Source organism: Lautropia mirabilis (assembly GCF_900637555.1).
Taxonomy (GTDB): domain Bacteria; phylum Pseudomonadota; class Gammaproteobacteria; order Burkholderiales; family Burkholderiaceae_E; genus Lautropia; species Lautropia mirabilis.
The window spans coordinates 1,423,395-1,445,884 of record NZ_LR134378.1 but is presented as its reverse complement, the minus strand read 5'-3'; the positions used below and the strand labels follow the sequence as shown (position 1 = coordinate 1,445,884).

Here is a 22,490-nt window from a genome sequence, read left to right as displayed (position 1 = left end):
GCACCCCGTTTCGTGGTGCGCTGCCTGAGGACATTGTTCAGAGGAGCCCCTGGGGCGCCCTGAAAAGCCCCACCCGATTTCACGTTCCGGAGTCCGTCCATCATGAAGAAACACATCAGCCTCACCCAGTACCTGGTGGAGGTGCAGCGCCAGAAGGGGTTGATCCCCGGCGAGCTGCGCCTGCTGCTGGAAGTGGTGGCCCGCGCCTGCAAGCGCATCAGCCAGGCCGTCGGCAAAGGCGCCCTGAACAACAACCTGGGTGACGTGGGGACCCAGAACGTGCAGGGTGAGACCCAGAAGAAGCTGGACGTGATCGCCAACGACACGCTGCTGGAAGCCAATCTGTGGGGCGGGCAGCTGGCCGCCATCGCCTCCGAGGAAATGGACAAGCCCTACACCATTCCGGACCGCTATCCGAAGGGTGAATTCCTGCTGCTGTTCGACCCGCTGGATGGTTCCTCCAACATCGACATCAACTCGATGGTGGGCACGATCTTCTCGGTGCTGCGGGCGCCCGAAGGCGTGGAGCATGTCACCGAGAAGGACTTCCTGCAGCCCGGCGCGCAACAGGTTGCGGCCGGCTACGCCATCTACGGTCCCTCGACCATGCTGGTGCTGACCGTGGGCGACGGCGTGGCCGCCTTCACGCTGGACCGCGAGATCGGCGCCTGGTACCTGACCGAGCGGAACTACCGCATCACGCCGGACACGAAGGAATACGCCATCAACGCCTCCAACAGCCGGCACTGGTATCCGCCGGTCAAGCGCTACATCGACGAGCTGCTGGCCGGCAGGACCGGCCCGCGCGGCAAGGACTACAACACGCGCTGGATTGCCGCCCTGGTGGCCGAGATTCACCGCATCCTGAACCGGGGCGGTGTCTTCATGTACCCGGCCGACCAGCGCAACCCCAGCAAGCCCGGCCACCTGCGCCTGCTGTACGAAGCCAACCCGATGGCCATGCTGATCGAGCAGGCCGGCGGCGCGGCCACCGACGGTCGCCAGCGCATCCTGGACATCCAGCCCACCGGACTGCATCAGCGCGTTCCGCTGTTCATCGGCGCCCGCGAGGAAGTGGAACGGGTCACCTCCTACCACCTGCAGGCCGACCAGGCATGAACTTCACCGTCCTGCTGGCCCGTCTCGCCGCCCAGATCCTGCTGGGCATCGCTGTCTTCCTCTGGGGCGCCATCGCTGTGCTGGACCCCGCGCGCGGCGATGCCCGCTGGGTCATCGGCCTGGGGGCCGTCCTGGCACTGGCCGCCCTGCTGCGCCTGGGCCGGGGCGGTGCCTGGGTCCCCTGGGCGGCCGCCGTGGGCCTGGTACTGCCCATCGGCATGCTGGCACACGACAACGGCGGCTCACCGTGGCTGTGGGCCCTGTGGGCGCTGGTGGCCTTCGCCACGGCCGGCTGGGTGCGCAACGGGCATGAGGTGAAACAGGGCTGAGGCTGCCAGGATATGGCAGTTCTGCCAGCCAAGCGGTGCCTTGGGAAAGTCTGAACAAGTCCTCGCGGCCTTCGGCAGGATGCCCGGCTAAAACACCCGCCGAGGCCATGCACACAAGTGCATCCTCAAACCGGCGGGTTGCTTTCTTGTGCGCCTGAAGCCCGATCCCCTTCCCTGTCCTGGATGAAACGACGATAAATGGCTGGCGTGCTGAACACCACGGACAGCATGCGAGCGACCTGCATGGCGGTGACCATGGCCACGCCCAGCTCCAGCGCGCGGGCCGTCAGCGTCATTTCGGCAATGCCGCCAGGCATCAGCCCCAGAATGAGCGACGGAGCGGGCAGTCCAACCAGCGGCGACAGGACCTCGCCCAGCCCGACCGTCAAGGCGATGCTGGCCAGCGTGAAGACACAGGCAGCCGACAGCAGCCGGGGAGCACACCGCAGGAAATCCGGGCGGTACCGGTCACCGAACGACCACCCGATGCAGAGCTGACCGGCCCACGAGACCCAGCGCGGCAGATCGGTATGCGGCAGCAGCTGAAGCAGATTCACGGCCGCCACGAACAGCAGCGCCCCCAGCAGCCACGCATTGGGCAGACGCACGCGCAGAAAGAACCAGACGGAAACCAGACTGCCCAGCATCAGCGGCAGCAGGCTGCTCCAGTTCACATCCGGAACAGCCCCCCGAAGATGGGAGACATCACCGCCCAGCCACTGCACGCCGAAGGGCACCAGCGCCACCACCAGCAGCACCCGCACGCTGTGCACCGTGGCCACATGGTCTGCCCGGGTGCCATGGCGATGCGCCATGTTGACGATCTCGCTGGCCGTGCCGATGGCCGACGAGAACCAGGCCGTCCCCACATCCAGGCCACCAACGCGGTGATAGAACCAGCAGCCGATGACCGCCAGCACCTGGGCATACAGGATGCCGGCAAGAATGAGCCCCCAGTGCTGCCCCAGGCTCTGCATCACCTCGGCGGAGAAGTACAGTCCCAGCGACAGCCCGATGACCCAGCGCCCGAACTTGTTGAATGGCGCCGGGCACCGGGTGGGCATGCCGGCCACCCGGGTGGCCGCCGTGAGAAACAGTGGCCCCAGCAGCCAGGGCAATGGGGTGCCCATCCAGACCGCCAGGCCGGCACCCAGCAGGGCGATGCAGAGGCCGCGGGCGACGGGCTGCCAGGCTGCTGCGCCGGATGAGCCGGCCACAGCGCTCATCCCCGTTTTGCTTTCCATCGGCGGATCAGTGCAGGAAGCACGAACACGGCGACGGCCAGCACCCAGAACGATATCGTGACTGGACTGGAGAACAGGATCGAAACGTCACCGTTGGAGATGGCCAGCGCACGACGCAGGTTCTGCTCCATCATCCCCCCCAGCACCACGCCCAGGATGAGCGGCGCAACTGGCAACCCCGCCTTGCGCAGCAGGTATCCCACAGCACCGATCCCCAGCATGAGCAGCAAATCGAAGGTCGAGGCATTGATCGAATAGACCCCAATGAAACTGACGCAGACGATACCCGGCATCAGAATCCAGGGTGGCACGGCCAGAATGCTGGCAAAGACCCGCACCAGGGGCACGTTCATGATGAACAGGATGACGTTGGCCACGGCCAGCGAAGCGATCAACCCCCAGACCAGCTGGGGCTGCGCATCGAAAAGCACCGGGCCCGGCGTGATGTTGTAGAGCGTCAGCGCGCCCATCATCACCGCTGTCGTACCCGACCCGGGAACGCCCAGCGTCAGCATGGGAATGAAGGAGCCGATGGCCGCGGCATTGTTGGCGGACTCAGGGGCCGTCAGCCCACGCATGTCACCCCGACCGAACTTTGCATCTGCCCCTCGACGCTCGCCAATGCGTTTCTCGTTGGCATAGGCAATGGCAGAAGCGACGCTGGCCCCGGCCCCGGGCAGAACCCCCAGGCCAAAGCCTGTCAGACTGCTTCGCATCACGGTGGGCCAGGTAAAGCGCAGTTCCTGCAGATTGAAGAGCTTGCGATCACCTGGCGGAACCGAGATGGCAGCCCCTGCGACGGCCCGTTCCAGCATCTGCAGCAATTCCGTGATGGCGAACAGACCGATGACCACCACCACAAAGTCGATGCCATCGGCCAGATGCGGCACATCGAAGGTGAACCGATACACGCCGGAATTGGCATCCACGCCCACGGTCGAGATGGCCAGTCCGATGGTAGTGGCCAGGATGCCCTTGACGGGATCCTCCCCCAGCAGCCCTGTCAGACAGCAGAAAGCAAAGACCATCAGCACGAAATATTCAGCCGGCCCGAAAGCCAGTGCCCATTTCGCCAGTGCCGGCGCCAGCGCCACGATACCGAAGAACGCCACCAAGGACCCCACGAACGACGCCCAGGCCGACAGGGACAGCGCCACACTGGCCATACCCTGGCGCGCCAGCGGATAGCCGTCGAGCGTGGTCATCACCGCTGCGGCATCACCCGGCACGTTGATGAGGATGGAGGCAATACGTCCACCATACTCCGCCCCCACGTAGACGGCCGCCAGCAGGATCAGCGCGGTCTCTGGCGGCAGGTTCATGGCATAGGCGATGGGGATGAGCATGGCCACCCCGTTGATGGGCCCCAGTCCTGGCAGCAGGCCCACCACCGTACCGAAGAAAGCGCCCAGGGCGGCAAAGCCCAGGTTCATGGGTGCAAAGGCCACGCCGAAGCCCTGCCCCAGTTGAGAAAGCACCTGACTCACAACCATGCCTCCAGGATTCCCGGCGGCAGGACGACATCCAGGCCGCGATCAAACAGCAGAAACAGCAGAATGCTGCCCACCACGCCGGCTGTCAGCGTCTTCACCCAGCTTCCGCCGAACAATCGGCCGACCAGGCACACCATCAACGCCGTGGCCGGAATGAAGCCCAGGGGCTCGAACACCACGGCATAGGCAACCAGCACCAACACAACGGCAAGGATTCGCCCCAGAGCCCCGGGTGGCAAGGGCTCGGCATGGCCGCCGCCCTTGAGCAGCAGACGGACGCCGCACAAGGCCATGATGGCGGCCACGACCATGGGGAACGCGGCGGGACCGAGGGGTTCATAGGCCACCGGCGCCTGAAGGCCGTAGCCAAACCAGAGCATGAAAGCCGCCAGCGACAGTGCGCCGAGGCCCAGGATGCGATTGTTCATGGCGTCTCCGTGCTCAGGGCTCCTGCACCAGGCCAAACGACTTCGCCAGATCCGCGTACTCCTTCACCCGTGCCTTGACATAGGCATCCAGTTCCTTGCCCGTCATCGAGAACGGGTACAGACCCTGCTGTGCGCGCAGTTTGGCAAAACCCTCGGTTTGCATGGTCTTCTCCAAGGCCTGCTGCCACCACTGATAATCCTCGTCCGACACCTTGGGCCCCATGTAGAAGCCACGGATGATGGGCCATTCGATGTCATAGCCCTGCTCCTTGGCAGTTGGCACATCCTTCAGCCGGCCTGGCAGGCGTTCACCATGAAAGACCGCCAGAACCTTGATGGGGGCCCCGCCTTCGAGCTGTGCAGCGGCCTCGGCAGCATCACCCATGAAGACCTGGACATGATTGCCACGCAAGGCGGTGATGCCTTCCCCACCGCCTTCAAAGGCCACGAAGCGCATCTTGCGAGGATCGACACCTGCTGCTCGAGCAGTCAGCGCTGCCTTCATCCAGTCCTGGCTGCCGACGGAGCCTCCCGTTCCGAACACCACGGCCGCAGGATCCTTCTTCAGGGCATCCATGAGCGCGCCCAGCGTCTGGTAAGTTGAATCATCACGAACAACGACGACGCCATAGTCGGCGCCGATAGCCGCCAGCCAACGCACATCATCAACAGAGTAGCGACCGAACTTGCCTTGTGCCAGATTCAGAAGCGAACCACCAGAGAACGCCACGATAGCTCCCCCCTCATCGGGACGCTGAGCGACGATATTGTTGTAGGCCACTGCCCCCACGCCACCAGGCATGTAGACAATGCGCATGGGACGCTTGAGTACCCCTCCTTCCTTCAGGGAGGTCTGCGTCAGCCGGCAGGTGAGATCGAAACCACCACCGGGCTTGGCAGGTGCCACACACTCGGGGCGGCGAGGCTCGGCGGCGCTCACCGTGGACGATACCGTGAGTCCTCCCAGCGAGACCGCCAACGCGAGAACACCCGCACGCAGCCCTGTACGAAGGGGGGCGCATGACGTTGCCCGTCCAAGGCCCGCGGATGCGGTACGCGCTGACAATGAATCACCGACAGGGATGAAGGTTGATTGAAACATCGGGGTGTATCTCCTTTCATGAGCACCAGTCGGTGCGTGGCGCCCCTGAGGACGCCTCTGAACGGGTTCTCGTGGAGCGGAGTGCGCAGTGTAGAGCGAGATGGCCACTTCACCCGCCTCCCGCTTATTGGCGATTACCCTGATATGCGACGACAACACATGACTGGCTCCCGACGAGAAGATCCTGTTCACCCGGTCATCCTGATGAACGAGCGTCATGCCGGCATCGCGTCCGTCTCCTGTGCAGCCCCTGCCCTGCGAATGGGGACGTCCCCCGAATTATGGGAGCCCCCTGCCCCTTCTTTTCCCGAACGGGACAGGCTTTGCGGTTCACAGCGGCACGAAGTTGGAACTAAGCTGTTTTTTCATGAGCAGCTTTCCAACCAGGCTGCACGGTGCAGCCCCACCAAGGAGGTGAACGATGACGATTCCTGGCAACACGTACCGCCTGCCCCTGACGGCTGCTGCGCTGGCCATCCTGCTGGCCGCCTGCGGCAGTGGCAACGGCCATGACGGCAGTAATGCTGACACCAAGGCCCTCTCGGACACCACACCGGCTGCCACGGCAAAGCACGCCACCAAGGCAGATGAAGCCCAGGCTGGAGATACGGCACAGGCGAATACGGCAGCACAGGCAGGTGACGCCGCACAGGCGGCCGACGCTACACAGACCACCGGCGCCGCGCAAGCTGCCGCTGCTGCTCCGGCAAGCTCGGCCAACGCGGAATCTGCCGCCGCCCCCGCCACCGATGCCTCCGGCACGATCAGCTCGGCCACGGCTGCGAACCGCACGGCGGTAGCCGATACGGCAGAAGCCAGCACCGTCACCCAGGCCGCGCCGCAGGCAGCCCCCATCTCGGCCGCCGGGGTACGGGGCGATGCGCTGCTGACCATGCTGGATCAGAAAGGCTGCCTGACCCTTCATCAGGCCACGTCATACAACGGCACGCGCGTCACGACGGGGAAGCCGCTGGAGCTGCCGGAGCCTCGTGCGGATACGGATCTTAACCCCAACAACTATCAGAAGACGACCCCGAACAGCCCCGGCCTGCTGAGCCCGTTTGCCGCGCTGGGCAACATCATATGCGATACCCAGTACTACCAGTACCATGCCGCCGCACCGGGCGAGTATTCACTGAGCGTGGGCAGCGGGCCGCACCCACGGCATCAGTATCTGGGCGAGAAGATTCTGCGAGAGTTCAATAACCAGAGCATTTCGGCGTCCCTGACGGTCACGGCAGACTCTGCCTCACTGGCTGATGCCGTCAGCGTCGGTGCCGGCAAACCGTCGATTGGCGGCGTCGGTGCGCCCTTCAGCTTCCGGCTGGACGGTGTGGCCTCCTACGGTCTGCTGAAGCAGTGGGGCAGCCAGGTGGGCAACCTGGCCAAACTGCTGCTGTTGAAGGGAGACTCCGACCAGCAGGCCAAGCTGTGCTGGAACATCGAACAGCCCCGCGCCAGGCGGCTGCAGTGCGTCGTCTGGCAGGCGCCGGCCAATTGGCAGCGTGGACAGCAGCTGCAGGTCGTCGATCAGTACCTCATCGACGACCGTTCGGTCTATGGCGAGAAAGGCTTCGTGTACTGGCGGGGTCGTTTCCCGCAGTGACGGGCTGATGTTTTCTGTCTATCGGGGAAGCCCGCGCCTTGGTGCGGCTTCTCCTCCGCCTCTGGACTTCGTGCACGCTCCTGGCGTCCAGGTGAAGGATGCGACCGATCCCGACAGGACTGACCCGCAGGCCGCTGTGGCGCTGTGGCGCTGCGGGCCAGGTTTCCTGATGGCCTCTCAGCGCAGCAACTGTGCAATGGCCTGGCTGGCTGCAGCCAGGCCCATGCTGGCGGTGACCGTAACGAGCGAACCATAACCGGCGCACGCCAAAGGCATGCCGCCGCCCTCGCCCTTCGGGCGGGTGCCGGCAATCTGTTCAGGCGAATGGATGGCCGGCACACCGAAGCGGGAAGGATCGCCCTTGCGGCGCCGGCGGGACGAGGACTGGGTCTGTGCAGCCGGAACCGGCCGCGCGTCCTGAGCCGAAAAGTGGCCTGGCGCGCCTGCGCCTTCCTGCGCCTGGCTGTGGGCCATCGCGTTCAATGTTTCAGCATGGCTGGCTAAAGGCGATACCGTGGTGCCGCCATCCCCGCGCGGGAAGCCGTGATGCCGGCGCAACCGCGCACGCACGGCCGACAGCAGCGCATCCCCTGTGGTCCGGGAAAGATCTTCCACCCGCAGCTGCAGGGGATCGGTGCGGCCACCGGCTGCGCCGCAGGCAATGACGGGCTTGCCGTTCGCCACGCACCAGGCAATCAGCGACGCCTTGGCCGCCACGGCATCGATGGCGTCGATGACAAGATCCGCGTCGGCAGGGATCAGCTTCTCTTCCTGGCCGGGCTCGATGAATTCATCGACAGGATGCACGGAGACGTCGGGCGAGATGTCGCGGATGCGCTGCGCCATCACCTCGACCTTGGCCGCGCCCAGCGTGCTGGTGAGCGCATGAACTTGGCGGTTGATGTTGGACTCGGCCACGTGGTCCAGGTCGATGAGGGTGAGGCGCCCCACGCCGCTGCGCGCCAGCGCCTCGGCAGCCCAGGAGCCGACACCGCCAATGCCGACAACGACGACATGGGACTGCCAGAGCCGCTGGCAGCCGGCTTCTCCGTAGACGCGGGCGACGGAGGCAAAACGACGATCGGTCATGGTGGGATTCTTTCCGTTTGGATGGATGGAAGGGTGAACGCCGCGGCCTCATCGGGCCCAAGCGTTGCCCAGTCCTGCTGCGCAAGTCTGCCAGTGTCCTACCGTATGCTCAGGCTGCAAAATTGCGGCATCACCTCCGGGTGGCAGCACGGCTCAGGATCAGCACACCCAGGATGACGACAGCCGTGCCCACGATCTGCAGGCCGCCCGTGGGTTCCCCCAGAACGACGGCTCCCAGAAAGATGGTCCAGACCGGACCGATCATGCCCACCTGCGCCGCCTTGCCTGCCCCCAGATGATTGACGGAGGCCGTGGTCAGAAAGAGCGGGAAGACGGTGCAGAAGATGGCCGTCATCAGGGCAATGCCCTGCACTTCGATCGGCTGGCGAAACAGGTCGCCCCCACCAACCAGCAGCGCCTGGGTGACGCAAAGCACGCAGGCCACCAGGCTGGCCCAGGCTGTCAGCCGCATGGGTCCCAGGCGGCGGACCATCTCGCCGGCGCCCACCAGGTAGAAGGAATAGCTGAGACAGCTGCCCAGCACCAGCGCGCTACCCAGCGGCACATTGACCTGCAGACTGCCGTCCAGATCGTGCAGGTAGACGAGGATCACGCCCAGATAGCTGACGCCCAGCGCCGTCCACTGGGTGCGGCTGACCGGGCGCTTGAGCCAGAACACGGACAGCAGCAGCACGAAGGTGGGGCCCAGATAGAGCAGCACCCGCTCCAGGCCAGCCGAGACGTATTGCAGCCCCAGGAAGTCCAGGTAGCTGGCCAGGTAATAGCCCGAAAAGCCCAGGCCCGCCACGCGCCAGACATCGCCGGAGCGCCAGACGCTGTCCGCGCGGGGCGTCGCGTCGTCGGATAGTCCTGTCGCGCCTGCCGGGGCCTGCCTGTGCCAGCGCCGGCGCAGCGCCGCACCGTCGCTGCGCCAGGCTACCCAGGCAAAGAAGGGGGCAGCCCACATCATGCGCAGCCCCAGAAAGGTCTCGGTACTGACACCATGGCGGTAGGCCAGCTTGATGAGGATGCCCTTGCAGGCAAACAGCATGGAGCCCAGCAGGCCATAGAAGAGCCCGAGATGCTCGGGCTTCCAGCGAGAGACAGGCATCAGCGGCTCTTGCCGGTGAGCGAGCCCAGAATGCCGCGCACCAGCGCGCGACCGACCTGCGAGCCCACCGAGCGCATCATGCTCTTGGCAGCGGTTTCCAGCACGGAATCGCTACGACGGCTGGCCGTCTTGCCGCTGCTCTTGGTGGTGCTGCCGCTGACGCCTCCCAGCAGGCCATCCAGTGCATCCTGCAGGAAGCCGCCCGATCCGGCGCTGCCCTGCGTCTGTGCCCCGGCCTGGCCGCTGCCGCCATGATTGCCCCAGCCATCCATGCCACCGGCACCGCTCGCACCGCCTTTGGAGGCGCCTGCCCCGCCTGCTGCCGCACCGGCAGCCCGGTCGCGCAGCACTTCATAGGCGGATTCACGGTCAACAGCCTGCTCGTAGACGCCGGCCACCGGCGAGGCAGCCAACAGGGCCTGGCGCTCTTCGGTCGTGGCCGGACCGATGCGGGAGGCCGGCGTGGCGATCCAGACGCGCTCGACGATGCCGGGCGTGCCCTTGGCATCCAGGAACGAGACCAGGGCTTCGCCCACTCCCAGCTCGGAGATGGCTTTTGCGGTATCAAGCGCGGGGTTGGCGCGCATGGTCTCGGCCGCGGTGCGCACGGCCTTCTGGTCGCGCGGGGTGAAGGCGCGCAGCGCGTGCTGCACGCGGTTGCCCAGCTGGCCCAGCACGCTCTCGGGCACATCCAGCGGATTCTGGGTGATGAAGTAGACGCCCACGCCCTTGGAGCGGATCAGGCGCACCACCTGCTCGATCTTGTCCAGCAGCGCCTTGGGCGCGTCATCGAACAGCAGGTGCGCCTCGTCGAAGAAGAAGACCATCTTCGGCTTGGGCTGGTCGCCCACCTCGGGCAGCTGCTCGAAGAGTTCCGAGAGCAGCCACAACAGGAAGGTGCCATAGAGCTTGGGCGCGTTCATCAGCTGGTCGGCCATCAGGATGTTGATGACGCCGCGCCCATCCGGGGCGGTGCGCATCATGTCCGATAGCTTCAGCATGGGCTCGCCGAAGAAGCGCTCGGCGCCCTGCTGCTCCAGCGTGAGCAGGTTGCGCTGGATGGCGCCGATGGATGCCGACGAGACGTTGCCGTACTGGTTGGTGAACTGCCTGGCGTTTTCGCCCACGTACTGCAGCATGGCGCGCAGGTCCTTGCTGTCCAGCAGCAGCAGGCCGTTGTCATCCGCAACCTTGAAGGTGAGGTTGAGCACGCCTTCCTGCGTGTCGTTGAGGCCCAGCATGCGCGACAGCAGCAGCGGCCCCATGTCGGAGATGGTGGCGCGAACCGGGTGCCCCTGCTTGCCATAGACATCCCAGAGCGTGACCGGAAAGCCCGTGAACTGCGGCGTGGGCAGGCCGTGCTGCTCCAGCCGGGTCTGCAGCTTGGGGCTCATCTGGCCCGGCTGGGAGATGCCGGTGAGATCCCCCTTCACGTCGGCCATGAACACCGGCACGCCGATGGCCGAGAACTGTTCGGCCAGGCGCTGCAGGGTGACGGTCTTGCCGGTGCCAGTGGCACCGGTGATGAGGCCGTGACGGTTGCCCAGCGCCGGCAGCAGCACGGCCTCGAAGGTGTCGTTCTTGCCGATCAGCAGGGGGGAAAGGGTGTCGGACATCGAAGGCTCCGGAAAGGGATGGGCCGGAAGCGGCCGCAGAAGACGCCGCAGGAAGGGCCGATCACCGGCGCAGGACGCGGGGCGAACGGTCGGCTGAATGGTAAAATCGCGCGCTTGGAAAGGGATGAGGCGGCCTCGCAGGGCATCCCCATGGGCCGTGCACCCCCTTCCAGGGCATTCGGGATGCCTGTCCCGGTGGCTCTTGCACGGGCCTGACGGGGCTGCTCCCAACCGGTTATCTTAGACCAGAGTACCCGGATGCCGCGCGCTCGCACCCCCGCTTCACCGGCGGCATGCGGCGTGCCGATGTAGATCATTGTGAACCCTGCGGCTTGCCATGGCGGAGCGTCACGCCCCGGCCACAGGCAACCGCCCTTCCCCCAGAGGATCCGAGCATGGCAGGCCATTCCAAGTGGGCCAACATTCAACACCGCAAGGGCCGCCAGGACGCCAAGCGCGGCGCGCTCTTCACGCGGCTGATCAAGGAAATCACCGTGGCCGCCAAGATGGCCGGCGGCGACCCGGCTATGAACCCGCGGCTGCGGCTGGCCATGGAAAAAGCCGCTGACGGCAACATGCCCAAGGACACGGTGCAGCGCGCCATCCAGCGCGGCGTGGGCGGTCTGGAAGGCGTCAACTATGAAGAAATCCGCTACGAGGGCTACGGTGTGGCCGGCGCGGCGGTCATCATCGACTGCCTGACCGACAACCGCACCCGCACGGTGGCAGACGTTCGGCACGCGCTCACCAAGCACGGCGGCAACCTGGGCACCGACGGTTCGGTGGCCTTCCAGTTCACGCACTGCGGCCAGCTCGTGTTTGCCCCCGGCACCGACGAGGACAAGCTGATGGAAGTGGGCCTGGAAGCCGGCGCGCAGGACATCCTGTCCAACGACGACGGTTCGCTGGAAGTCATCACCGAGCCGGGCGACTTCATCGCCGTGAAGACGGCGCTGGAGGCGGCCGGCCTGAAGGCCGAGGTGGCCGAGATCACCATGAAGCCGCAGAACGAGCTGGAACTGACCGGCGATGATGCGGTGAAGATGCAGAAGATCCTGGACGCGCTGGAAAACGTCGACGACGTGCAGCAGGTCTACACCAACGCCGTCATCGACGAGGAATGAACGACATGACAGCCCGGAAACGATGCCTGGTGGTGGGTGGCGGCGGACGCGAGCACGCCATCGCGCTGGCTCTGGCCCGCTCGCACGCCTTCGAGACGGTCTACGTGGCCCCCGGCAATGCCGGCACAGCCCTGGAGCCCGGTATCTGCAACCTGCCGGTCACCAACATCGAGACTCTGGCGCTGTTTGCCCGACGCGAGAATCTGGCCTTCACCGTGGTGGGCCCCGAGGCACCGCTGGCCAAGGGCATTGTCGATGCCTTCCGCAAGCAGGGGCTGCCCATCTTCGGGCCCACGCAGGCGGCGGCCCAGCTGGAAGCGTCCAAGGACTTCGCCAAGGCCTTCATGAAGCGCCACGGCATCCCCACGGCCGCCTACGAGACCTTCACCGACCCGGCAGCCGCCAAGGACTACATCACCCGTCAGGGCGCGCCCATCGTGGTGAAGGCCGACGGCCTGGCGGCCGGCAAGGGTGTGGTGGTGGCCCAGACGGTGGCCGAGGCCCATGCGGCCGTCGACCAGTTCCTGGGCGATGACTTCACCGGCGGCAGCAAGGACGGCAAGGACACGGCGCGCGTCGTGGTCGAGGCCTTCCTGACCGGCGAGGAAGCCAGCTTCATCGTGATGGCCGATGGCCGCAACGTGCTGGCGCTGGCCACCAGCCAGGACCACAAGCGCCTGCTCAACGGCGATCAGGGCCCCAACACCGGCGGCATGGGCGCGTATTCGCCGGCGCCTGTCATCACGCCCGACATCCATGCGCGCGCGCTGCGCGAGATCATCCTGCCCACCATCCGCGGCATGGCCGACGAGGGCACGCCGTTCACGGGCTTCCTGTATGCGGGTCTGATGATCGGCAAGGATGGCAGCCTGAACACGCTGGAATTCAACTGCCGGCTGGGTGACCCCGAGACGCAGGCCATCCTCAGCCGTCTCAAGACGCCGCTGGGTCAGCTCATCCAGGCCGGCATTGACGGCCGGCTGGACCAGGTGGAGGCCGAGTGGGATCGCCGCAGCGCGCTGTGCGTGGTGCTGGCCGCAGCCGGCTACCCGGCCCATCCGGAGCTGGGAGACGCAATCACCGGCCATCCGGCACACGGCAATGCCGAAGGGGGCGACCTCTTCGTCTACCACGCCGGCACGGCCCAGAAGGACCAGGACGTGGTGACCAGCGGCGGCCGAGTGCTGGGCGTGACGGGGCTGGGTGACTCGCTGAAGATGGCGCAGACGCGTGCCTATGAAGGTGTGCGCGGCATCCACTTCAACGGCATGCAGTACCGCAGCGACATCGGCCACCTGGGGCTGCCGGCCAACCAGCGCCATTCCTGAGGAGGCTTTCCCGACCGGGGCAGACACCCTCGCCTGCCTCGGGCCTTGGGCGTCGGACCTCGGATCCCGGGCCGCGTCCCCCTTCCCCGCAACTCATCCCCAGAACAATCATCATGAACTCCACGGCCCTGCCTTCTTCTCCGGCCGAACATGACGCCATCGCCGCCTGGTTCGCCGGGCTGCAGTCCCGCATCGTGGCGGGTCTCGAAGACATCGGCGGAGACCGCTTCCTGCGCGATGCCTGGCAGCGCGAGCCCGACAGCCCCACCCAGGGCAGCGGCATCAGCTGCGTGCTGGACGATGGCAAGCTCTTCGAGCGTGCCGGCGTGATGTTCTCCGACGTGCAGGTCAGCCAGCTGCCCCCCACCGCCTCGGCCAACCGGCCGCAGCTGGCCGGGCGCAAGGCGCGGGCCACGGGCGTGTCGCTGGTGCTGCACCCGCGCAACCCCCACGTGCCCACCGTGCACATGAACGTGCGCTTCTTCCGCGCGCTGGCCCCCACGCCGGCCGAGCAGGACGTGTGGTGGTTCGGCGGCGGCATGGACCTCACGCCCTATTACGGTGAGGAAGAGGACGCCCGGCATTTCCACCAGGTGTGCTTCGATGCACTGGCCCCCTTCGGCCCCGAGCACTACCCGGCCATGAAGGCCTGGTGCGACCGCTACTTCTTCCTGAAGCACCGGCAGGAGGCCCGCGGCATCGGCGGCATCTTCTTCGATGACCTGAACCAGCCGGACTTCGCCACGGCCTTCGCGCTGACGCGCAGCGTGGGCGACCATTTCCTGGACGCCTACCTGCCCATCGTGCGGCGGCGCATGGACCGTGCCTATGGCGAGCGCGAGCGCACCTTCCAGGCGCTGCGCCGCGGCCGTTACGTGGAATTCAACCTGGTGCTGGACCGGGGCACGCTGTTCGGGCTGGCCTCGGGCGGCCGCACCGAATCCATCCTGGCCTCGATGCCGCCCACGGCCGGCTGGCGCTACCAGTACCAGCCCGAGCCGGGCACGCCCGAGGCACGGCTCTACACCGACTTCCTGCCGGCGCGTGACTGGCTGGGCGTGGCATCGGCATGAGTCTCGGCCGGCGTCGTCGCATCGGGCTTCTGGGCGGCAGCTTCGATCCCGTCCACATGGCGCACCTGGCCCTCGGCCAGGCGGCCATCACCGCCCTGAAGCTGGACCAGCTGGTGCTGATCCCGGCCGGCCATGCCTGGCAGAAAGGCGGCAACCAGGCCGACGGACGCCATCGGCTGGCCATGCTGCGCCTGGCCATCGCCTCCCTGCCCGCCAGCACCGAGGCCAGCCACTGGAAGATCGACGAGCAGGAAGTGAACCGCAACGGTCCCAGCTACACGATCGACACGCTGAAAGCCCTGCGGGAGCACTACGGCCCCGACGACGCGCTGATCCTGGTGCTGGGCAGCGACCAGTTCCGCAACCTCGACACCTGGCATGACTGGCAGCACCTGCTGGATTGCGCCCACCTCGCCGTGACGCAGCGCGAGCGCGTCCCCCTGTCCGACCTGCCGCCCGACATCGAGAAACTGCTGGCGGCGCGCGGCACGGGCTCGCTGCCCGATACGCCCGCCGGCAGCATCATGTTCTTCCGGATGCCGCCCGTTCCGCTGTCGGCCACGCAGCTGCGCAAGCAGCTGGCCGCCGGCCAGCCCGTGAGCGGACTGCTGCCGATGGGCGTGGAGGCCTATATCCGGCGGCACGGGCTGTACGGCACCGGCACACCTGAAACGGGGCAGGACTGATCTTCCCGGCCGAGGCCGGGGCAGCCGTCACCGGGGGCGTGACTTCCTGACCGAAGCCGAGGCAGCCGTTGCCAGGCGCGTGACGAAACCCGGCCCGCAGAGCCCCGCATCCCGGGCCTGCAAGCCACCACAGCAAACGACATCAATGACCGGATCAGGCCATACGGGTACACACCCGTGAACCGGACCGATTCCTATAGTATGAGCACTGTACCCTCTGTTCAGTGCCGAACCTTCGGGACCAATAGACCCATGAGCATTTCCGAACTGCAGTACCTGGTGGTGGACGCGCTGGAAGACGTGAAGGCGCAGGACATCCGCGTCTTCGACACCGGCCCGCAGCGCAACGCCAAGTCGCCGGCGCTGTCCGACCTGTTCGATCGCGTGGTGGTGGCCACGGCCACCTCCAACCGTCAGACCCGGGCGCTGGCCGCACACGTGCAGGACCGGGCCCGCGAGGCAGGCTATCCGGTGGTGTCGGTGGAGGGCGAGGAAACCGGCGAATGGGTGCTGGTGGATCTGGGCGACATCATTGTGCACATCATGCAGCCCGCCATCCGCGCCTACTACAACCTGGAAGAACTGTGGGGCACGCACCCGGTCGAACTGCCGCTGCCCCGGCCGTCGACCCACAAGGGGCACAGCCGCAAGGATGAGGATGCCGCCCCCCAGGGCGCGCAGGCCTGACCAGCAGGCAAGGAGCGCACGGCGATGCTGATCCGCATCCTGGCCGTGGGTCAGCGCAGCCCGCGCTGGGTGGACGAGGCAGTTTCCGACTACCTGAAGCGTTTTCCCAGCGGGCTGGACGTGGAACTGGTGGCGGTGAAGACCGAGAACCGCACCGGTGATCCCACCCGACGCACGGAAGCCGCCACCGCCACGCTGATGGCACGTGAGGCCGAACGGCTGCGGGCGAAGCTTCCGCCTCGCGCCCGGGTGGTGGTACTGGACGAGCACGGCGACGATCTGCGCACCACGGCGCTGGCCAGACGATTGCAACAATGGCAGCAGGCAGCCGACCCGGTCGCGATCCTGATCGGCGGTCCGGACGGGCTGGATGCCGGCCTGAAGGCCGAGGCGCAGGAGCGCATCCGGCTTTCCAGCCTGACGCTGCCACACGCCCTGGTGCGGGTGCTGCTGGCCGAACAGCTGTACCGGGCATGGTCGATCAACGCGGGACATCCTTACCATCGGGAGTGACCGACTGTCACGGGCAGATGACGTGACTGGCTGACGGGAGACTTCCATCTCATCAGGAGTGACATCATGATCTATCTGGCATCGCGCAGCCCACGCCGGCTGGAACTGCTCAAGCAGATCGGCATCACCGAGGTCCGGTTGCTGCTGGACGAGGACGAAGGCCGGGCCGAAGAACTGGAAGCCATTCGCCCGAAGGAGTCTCCCACGAACTATGTGGAACGGGTGGCGCGTGCCAAGGCCGAGGCCGCCTGGCAGCGGCTTCAGGAACTGCAGCGTCAGGACTTCCTGGCCCAGATGGCAGGATCCCCTGTGGCCGAGATCGCCGCGACCACGGCCCCCGCCACGGCTACGGCGGCGGGCGCCACCTCGAACGGCACCGCCGCTTCGGACAGTCCGTCTGCCACTCCGGCCACCGGGGCCTCCCCCGCCACCCGACCTGCCCCAGGCAGGCTACCCAAGGGCGCAGCCGCAACCGGCCGCAACTGGCCGGCCGCCCCGCTGCTGGCCGCCGACACCACGGTTGCCGTGGGCGGCCGCATCCTGGGCAAGCCCACGGATGAAGAAGACGCCCGGCGCATCCTGAAGCTGCTGTCGGGACGTTCGCACCGGGTGCTGAGCAGCGTGGTGGTGGTCAGTCCGCGTGGCAAGGTGCGCCAGCGCACCCAGGTGTCGCGGGTGCGCTTCCGGCGCCTGACCGATGAAGACATCACCGCCTACATCGCCAGCGGGGAGCCCTTCGGCAAGGCGGGCGCCTATGGCATCCAGGGACTGGCCGCCCGTTTCGTGAAGAAGATCGAGGGCTCGTACAGCAGCATCATGGGCCTGCCGCTCTACGAGACAGCCGCACTGCTGAAGAAGGCTGCTGCTCCCGCCGCATCGAAGAAGAAAACCTCGGACTGACGGAACGACCGGGACCCAATGCGGGCGTGCCTGCGCCCGTCCATCACCAGGGCGGGTGCATCGGGACATGCGCATCCCGCCCCCGGAGCGAGGCGACACACCATTGTGTTGCCTTGGTCGACAAAACGTCCATCCGGGCGCTTCACCCCCGGTGCAAAGAGCCGCCGATTTGGCGGCCATGCCCTGCATGGTGTATATCTGTCAGAAGATATGTCGCCGGAGTGCTCCATGACTGACGCCCCCAAAGAAGAAATCCTGGTCAGTACCACCTCTCCAGAGACCCGGGTGGCACTCATCCAGCAGGGGGTTCTGAAGGAATTCAACCTTGACCGGCAGGCCAGTCGCGGCCAGGTGGGCAACATCTATGCCGGCATCGTCAATCGCGTGTTGCCGGGCATGCAGTCGGCCTTCATCGACATCGGGCTGGAACGCTCGGCCTTCCTGCATGTGACCGACCTGTGGCAGTGCCGGATGGATGGGCACAAGACCACCCCCATCGAGAAGCTCCTGTACCCAGGGCAGCCGCTGCTGGTGCAGGTCATCAAGGATCCCATCGGCAGCAAGGGCGCCCGGCTCACCACGCAGATCAGCATTGCCGGGCGGATGCTGGTCTATCTGCCGCATGACCCCCACATCGGCATTGCGCAGCGCATCACTGACGAGACCGAGCGCAACCGGCTGCTGGAGCGCGTGAAGGTGCTGGCGGCCCAGGGGCACGACGGAAAAGCCTCGGAAGGTGGCGGTTTCATCATCCGCACGGTAGCCGAAGGCGCCGAGGACGAGGTGCTGATGGCCGACATCCAGTACCTGCGCCGGCGCTGGGCACAGATTCTGGAGGCCGCGCAGGCCAACGCCAGCGGCAAGCCGGCCGGCAGCCGCCAGCCCGAGCAGCTCTACCACGAGCTGCCGCTGTCGCAGCGGGTGCTGCGCGACATGGCGTGGGCGGGCACGCAGTCGATCATCGTGGACGACCCCGAGACGCTGGCCACGATGCGCACCTTCTGCCAGACCTACATGCCCAATCTGGAAGAGAAGCTGCGCCTGCATGAGGGCAGCCGCTCGCTCTTCGACCTGTACCAGGTGGACGAGGAAGTCGAGCGCGCCCTGGCCCGCCGGGTGCCGCTGAAGTCCGGCGGATACCTGATCTTCGACCAGACCGAGGCGCTGACGACCATCGACGTGAACACGGGCGGCTACATCAGCGGCCGGAACTTCGATGACACGGTGTTCCGCACCAATCTGGAGGCCACGCAGACGCTGGCGCGTCAGCTGCAGCTGCGCAATCTGGGCGGCATCATCATTGTCGACTTCATCGACATGCACAGCGCCGAGCACCGCGAGACCGTGCTTCAGTCCCTGCGCAGCGCACTGCAGCAGGACCGCACCAAGACCACCGTCAACGGCTTCAGCTCGCTGGGACTGGTGGAGATGACCCGCAAGCGCACCCGCGATTCGCTGGAAAGGATGCTGTGCGAGCCCTGCACGGCCTGCCATGGCAAGGGCACCATCAAGACGGCCCGCACGGTCTGCTACGAGATCATGCGCGAGATCGCCCGCGAAGCGCGACAGTTCGATCCGAAGGAATTCCGCATCCTGGCCTCGCAGCAGGTCATCGACCTGCTTCTGGACGAGGAAAGCCCGCACCTGGCCATTCTGGGCGAGAACGTCGGCAAGCCCATCACCCTGCACGTGGAGCCTGCTTACGCGCAGGAAGACTACGACATCATCCTGGCGTGAAGTGGCGCAGCTTCTTGGGAGGCAGCAGCCAGTCGATCCCTGCCTTGAGGCGCAGCACCCAGCGCCGTTGCCGGTGTTCCAGGGGCAGCGCCCGCCAGTCCACCTTCCCCACTCGGGCCACTGCCTGAGCCACGGTCTCGTCCTTGAGCCGGGCCTCGGCCAGAAAGCCGGCAATCAGCCGGTTCCAGGCCGCCTTGTTGCCCCAGTAGTGGCCGATGACATCCTGGCAGGGGTGCAGCGTGCCCTGCTGCAATGCCAGCGAGAAGGCAAACTGCTCGATGAGCCGGCGGGGACAATCAGTGGCGCACATGGCGTCGCACAGCTGCAAGGCCTGCGCCACCCGCTCGGCTGCCGTGCTGGCCGGCAAGCCGATCACGCCGGCATTCCACATCTCGTGCCGGCCGGTCAGCGCAATGCCTTCCAGCGTCCTGCCCACCAGCGCGCGGCGTGTGCGGGTCAGCGTCCGGCTGTTGCGGTCGCCCAGGCGATTCTCGAAGCAGTGCATGTAGGCGGCCCCCGCATCCAGCTGCCGCACCATGTCTGCCAATGAGCCGGCCAGGAAGGTGTCGGAATCCACGTACAGCAGATGCTGGCCGGGATACTGGCGCACGGCCATGGCCACGGCCTGGATCTTGATCCGCCAGAAGAACTGCTGCGGCCCCTGCCACCCGGTCAGGGTCTCGGCCGTGATGGGAAGAATCTCGACGGCTGCCATGCCGCGCTTCCCGGAAGCGTCCTTGCCCCCATCCTCGGTGGACAGTGCGTTCCGTGCCGTACCGTAGAGCCACCGATAGAAATCCGGGCGGTCGGTCACCACCAGCACCCGCCTGATGTGCGGATCCCGCATGAAACTGAGCGCCGCGAAGACGGCCTGCTGATGATTGTCGGTGTTGTCACCGAAGGTGAGCAGCAGCAGGTTCATGGGGAAGACCGTGCGTTCGGGGCGAAGGGGGAATTTGGCTCGCTGGCGCTCAGCGACGCTCGCAGCTGCTCCCACTTCGCCTCGGGAAGAGCCGCCCAATGGTATTTCCAGAACGTGCCGGCCGCATTGAGCCGGGCCAGCGTCAGACCAAAGCGCCCGTCCAGGAACCCGGCCCGCAGCAGATAGCCACGCACAAACGACCAGCCTGCATGCACGCCGCCCTGCAGGGAACCGCCACGGCCGCGTGCGCGCAGCGCCTCGGCCCCCAGGAAGGCATAGCGGCGCGCCTTGCTGCGCGCGTCTTCCGGAGAGTCCACGCTGTCATGCACCAGGATGCCCTCCAGCACACGGGTCTCGCCGTCGCAGACCAGGCTCTCGTGCACCCGTGCATCGGTGAAACGGCCGCGCTGCCGCTCGAAGAGCCGCAACACCCGGTCATTGCCCCACAGACCGTGGCGGATCACCTGGCCGCAGTAGCGGCTGCTGCGCCGCAGCCAGTAGCCGGCCACCGTCGCCTCGGAGGATGCCTCACACAGCACCCGCAGGATTTCGGCGGCCAGCGCATCCGAGACCTGCTCGTCGGCATCGATGGACAGGACCCAGCGGTACCGGCAGCGTGCCAGTGCCCGGTTCTTCTGCGGGCCGAAACCCGGCCAGTCGGGCGTCACTTCCACGTCGGCGCCCAGACCGCGAGCAATGGCCACCGTGTCGTCGGTACTGCCCGAATCCAGCACCACGATCTGATCGGCAAAGGACACGCTCTGCAGGCACCGCGCGATGCGATGCGCCTCGTTGCAGGCAATGATGGCCACCGACAGGCCCCCGGGAACCGACAGGCCGTCGGCTGTCGTCACAGTCCCGGCTGACGCAGCGGCCGAAGACGCCGCCGCAGATACCTGCACACCCACAGCGGATGCCGAAGAGGAGCCAGATACGTCACCCTGCTGCATCGAGCGTGAAACCCGTTCACCCCCATCCGGGCGAACGATGTTGGGCGACTCTGCACCTCGTACTCCGGCGACATCCGCAGCGACCACATTCGGCGCGACATTCCCCGCACCGCCCTTCGGTCTGCCCATGCCGGCAGGCCCTGCCGCCGCGGCTCCCGGCCCACTGGCCGACATCAGCCAGCTGGCCAGCAGCACGTAGGCCAGCAGCGAGATCTGTCGGTCCAGCAAGGAATCAGTCATCGTGAAGGCGGCATAGCTGGCGCTGAACAGCACCAGCATCAGGGCCGTCTCGGTCTGCTGGCCGCGCAGGAAGCGCCGGCACCCCACCACCAGCGGTGCCCAGAAGAACAGTACGATGACGACGAGTCCCGGGATGCCCGCTGCCGACAGACCGGCCAGATATTCATTGTGCGGCCCCTGGTAGAGCACCAGCGCATCGCGCGCCAGCTCGCCCGTGTCGCGCTGGCGCTGCGTCTCGGCACCGAACCCGTCAAAGCCCACGCCGGTGAACGGCGCATGCCGGGCGGCCCGCAGCGCAATGCCCCACAGCGCCAGGCGCTGCCCCACCTCGCTGTTGTTGTCACCGGCCTGGAAACGCTCATACTGCGGACCGATATCGGCAAAACGTGCGCCCATGTAGTCCGTGGCGCCGGCCAGCACGACGAGGCCCAGCACCGCAGCCAGCACCGGCTGGCGCTGACGCCACCAGGGCCGACGCCCCTCGCGAGCATTCCTTCCGGCCTCCGTACCCTGCCTGGCCGACGACTGTGCCCGGCGACGCAGCCACCACAGCACCCCCAGCACGGCCAGGGCGAGGGCCACGCCCAGCAGCGCACCACGCGCCTGGGTCAGCGCCACCGCCCCCAGACCGGCCATGAAGCCCACGCCGCCCAGCACGCGCCGCCAGACCTGCGGTCCGCGCAACACCAGCTGCAGCGAAAACAGCGCGAGCACGGCGGAAAGATCCCCATACTTCAGCGCGCCGCTGCCCACCACACCGGCTCCCAGGTGCCCGTGCGGCCGGGGGATACCCAGCTGGAAGTACTGCCAGCTGGCCAGTCCCAGCGCCCCCACGGCCCCCAGCGCAGCGGCCGGCAGCAGCCAGCGATGCACGGCCGGCCCCCGGGCCGGCAGGTTGGACAGCAGCACGCCCAGCCCCAGCGCGCAGATCAGCACTTGGTCCCAGTCACGCCAGCGCAGCCAGCCCATTTCGATCTGCACGGCAAACAGCGTCGCATAGCCCACCAGCGGCACGGCCATGGCCCAGCCCTCGCGCAGGCGGCGGCCCAGCGGCGGGGCCTTCAGCCACTGCCCACCGATGATGGCCAGCAGGCAGGTCAGCGCCACCAGCGGCGTCTGGACTTTCGGCACAGCCAGCAGCGTCAGCAGGTAGAGTGCCAGCAGGCCATGCGCGACATTCACCAGAAGCATGT

The 22,490-nt window shown here is 66.7% G+C and carries 20 protein-coding genes; 11 read left to right on the top strand and 9 right to left on the bottom strand.

From position 1 onward, the window contains the following. The first annotated feature begins 102 nt into the window (after nt 1-102). Together EL249_RS05805 and EL249_RS05800 are read left to right on the top strand one after the other, a co-directional pair. On the top strand, nt 103-1,119 hold the full coding sequence (locus EL249_RS05805) for a class 1 fructose-bisphosphatase (protein ID WP_005673750.1): 1,017 nt from the start codon (nt 103-105) through the stop codon (nt 1,117-1,119). After that, entirely contained in the window at nt 1,116-1,448 is a 333-nt protein-coding gene (locus EL249_RS05800; protein WP_005673751.1) for a hypothetical protein, read from the top strand. The genes EL249_RS05805 and EL249_RS05800 overlap by 4 nt, the downstream gene beginning before the upstream one ends. 125 nt (nt 1,449-1,573) lie before the next feature. On the opposite strand, the gene EL249_RS05795 is transcribed toward EL249_RS05800, so the two are convergent. From EL249_RS05795 to EL249_RS05780, 4 genes are read right to left on the bottom strand one after another with little or no spacing between them, the layout of a single operon-like run. Further along, a complete protein-coding gene (locus EL249_RS05795; protein ID WP_005673752.1) occupies nt 1,574-2,674 on the bottom strand; it encodes an AbrB family transcriptional regulator in 1,101 nt (366 codons plus the stop codon). Beyond that, nucleotides 2,671-4,185 (bottom strand): tripartite tricarboxylate transporter permease, encoded by a 1,515-nt coding sequence (locus tag EL249_RS05790; RefSeq protein ID WP_005673753.1) that lies wholly within the window; start codon nt 4,183-4,185, stop codon nt 2,671-2,673. Before EL249_RS05790 ends, EL249_RS05795 begins: the two co-directional genes overlap by 4 nt. Beyond that, a complete protein-coding gene (locus EL249_RS05785; RefSeq protein WP_005673755.1) occupies nt 4,176-4,613 on the bottom strand; it encodes a tripartite tricarboxylate transporter TctB family protein in 438 nt (145 codons plus the stop codon). The genes EL249_RS05790 and EL249_RS05785 overlap by 10 nt, the downstream gene beginning before the upstream one ends. Nucleotides 4,614-4,626: 13 nt before the next feature. Beyond that, entirely contained in the window at nt 4,627-5,613 is a 987-nt protein-coding gene (locus EL249_RS05780; RefSeq protein WP_040531421.1) for a Bug family tripartite tricarboxylate transporter substrate binding protein, read from the bottom strand. Nucleotides 5,614-6,136: 523 nt separating this feature from the next. Here EL249_RS05780 and EL249_RS13355 point away from each other — a divergent pair. Beyond that, nucleotides 6,137-7,321, top strand: coding sequence for a hypothetical protein (locus EL249_RS13355; protein ID WP_005673757.1), 1,185 nt, complete (start codon nt 6,137-6,139; stop codon nt 7,319-7,321). 177 nt (nt 7,322-7,498) lie between these two features. Here EL249_RS13355 and EL249_RS05770 read toward each other — a convergent pair whose 3' ends face one another. From EL249_RS05770 to EL249_RS05760, 3 genes are all read right to left on the bottom strand, one after another. Continuing rightward, nucleotides 7,499-8,410 carry a tRNA threonylcarbamoyladenosine dehydratase gene (locus tag EL249_RS05770; protein ID WP_005673758.1) on the bottom strand — a complete coding sequence of 304 codons (912 nt, stop codon included), beginning with the start codon at nt 8,408-8,410 and terminating at the stop codon, nt 7,499-7,501. A gap of 130 nt (nt 8,411-8,540) precedes the next feature. Continuing rightward, nucleotides 8,541-9,521 carry a DMT family transporter gene (locus tag EL249_RS05765; protein WP_005673759.1) on the bottom strand — a complete coding sequence of 327 codons (981 nt, stop codon included), beginning with the start codon at nt 9,519-9,521 and terminating at the stop codon, nt 8,541-8,543. Beyond that, complete coding sequence (locus EL249_RS05760) at nt 9,521-11,137, bottom strand: helicase HerA-like C-terminal domain-containing protein (protein WP_005673760.1); 1,617 nt, start codon at nt 11,135-11,137, stop codon at nt 9,521-9,523. Before EL249_RS05760 ends, EL249_RS05765 begins: the two co-directional genes overlap by 1 nt. A gap of 395 nt (nt 11,138-11,532) precedes the next feature. On the opposite strand from EL249_RS05760, the gene EL249_RS05755 reads away from it, so the two are divergent. From EL249_RS05755 to rng, 8 genes are all read left to right on the top strand, one after another. Then, complete coding sequence (locus EL249_RS05755; RefSeq protein WP_005673761.1) at nt 11,533-12,261, top strand: YebC/PmpR family DNA-binding transcriptional regulator; 729 nt, start codon at nt 11,533-11,535, stop codon at nt 12,259-12,261. Continuing rightward, the gene (gene purD, locus EL249_RS05750; protein ID WP_005673762.1) at nt 12,258-13,589 is read left to right on the top strand and encodes a phosphoribosylamine--glycine ligase; all 1,332 of its coding nucleotides are present in this window, start codon (nt 12,258-12,260) and stop codon (nt 13,587-13,589) included. Before EL249_RS05755 ends, purD begins: the two co-directional genes overlap by 4 nt. Before the next feature lie 113 nt (nt 13,590-13,702). Beyond that, the gene (gene hemF / locus EL249_RS05745; RefSeq protein ID WP_005673763.1) at nt 13,703-14,662 is read left to right on the top strand and encodes an oxygen-dependent coproporphyrinogen oxidase; all 960 of its coding nucleotides are present in this window, start codon (nt 13,703-13,705) and stop codon (nt 14,660-14,662) included. Beyond that, a complete protein-coding gene (nadD, locus tag EL249_RS05740) occupies nt 14,659-15,348 on the top strand; it encodes a nicotinate (nicotinamide) nucleotide adenylyltransferase (RefSeq protein WP_005673764.1) in 690 nt (229 codons plus the stop codon). The genes hemF and nadD overlap by 4 nt, the downstream gene beginning before the upstream one ends. Before the next feature lie 252 nt (nt 15,349-15,600). Continuing rightward, nucleotides 15,601-16,035, top strand: coding sequence for a ribosome silencing factor (gene rsfS, locus EL249_RS05735; protein WP_005673765.1), 435 nt, complete (start codon nt 15,601-15,603; stop codon nt 16,033-16,035). Between the two features lie 24 nt (nt 16,036-16,059). After that, nucleotides 16,060-16,548: a 23S rRNA (pseudouridine(1915)-N(3))-methyltransferase RlmH gene (gene rlmH / locus EL249_RS05730; RefSeq protein ID WP_005673767.1), complete on the top strand. Its 489-nt coding sequence runs from the start codon at nt 16,060-16,062 to the stop codon at nt 16,546-16,548. Between the two features lie 66 nt (nt 16,549-16,614). Further along, nucleotides 16,615-17,448 carry a Maf family protein gene (locus EL249_RS05725; RefSeq protein ID WP_005673768.1) on the top strand — a complete coding sequence of 278 codons (834 nt, stop codon included), beginning with the start codon at nt 16,615-16,617 and terminating at the stop codon, nt 17,446-17,448. Between the two features lie 228 nt (nt 17,449-17,676). Beyond that, nucleotides 17,677-19,185, top strand: coding sequence for a ribonuclease G (gene rng / locus EL249_RS05720; RefSeq protein ID WP_040529933.1), 1,509 nt, complete (start codon nt 17,677-17,679; stop codon nt 19,183-19,185). On the opposite strand, the gene EL249_RS05715 is transcribed toward rng, so the two are convergent. Both EL249_RS05715 and EL249_RS13860 read right to left on the bottom strand, forming a co-directional pair. Continuing rightward, nucleotides 19,172-20,107, bottom strand: a complete 936-nt coding sequence (locus EL249_RS05715) for a hypothetical protein (RefSeq protein WP_005673770.1) — start codon at nt 20,105-20,107, stop codon at nt 19,172-19,174. The two genes, rng and EL249_RS05715, sit on opposite strands and share 14 nt — an antisense overlap. After that, nucleotides 20,104-22,488 carry an O-antigen ligase family protein gene (locus EL249_RS13860; protein ID WP_005673771.1) on the bottom strand — a complete coding sequence of 795 codons (2,385 nt, stop codon included), beginning with the start codon at nt 22,486-22,488 and terminating at the stop codon, nt 20,104-20,106. Before EL249_RS13860 ends, EL249_RS05715 begins: the two co-directional genes overlap by 4 nt. Nucleotides 22,489-22,490: the final 2 nt, after the last annotated feature.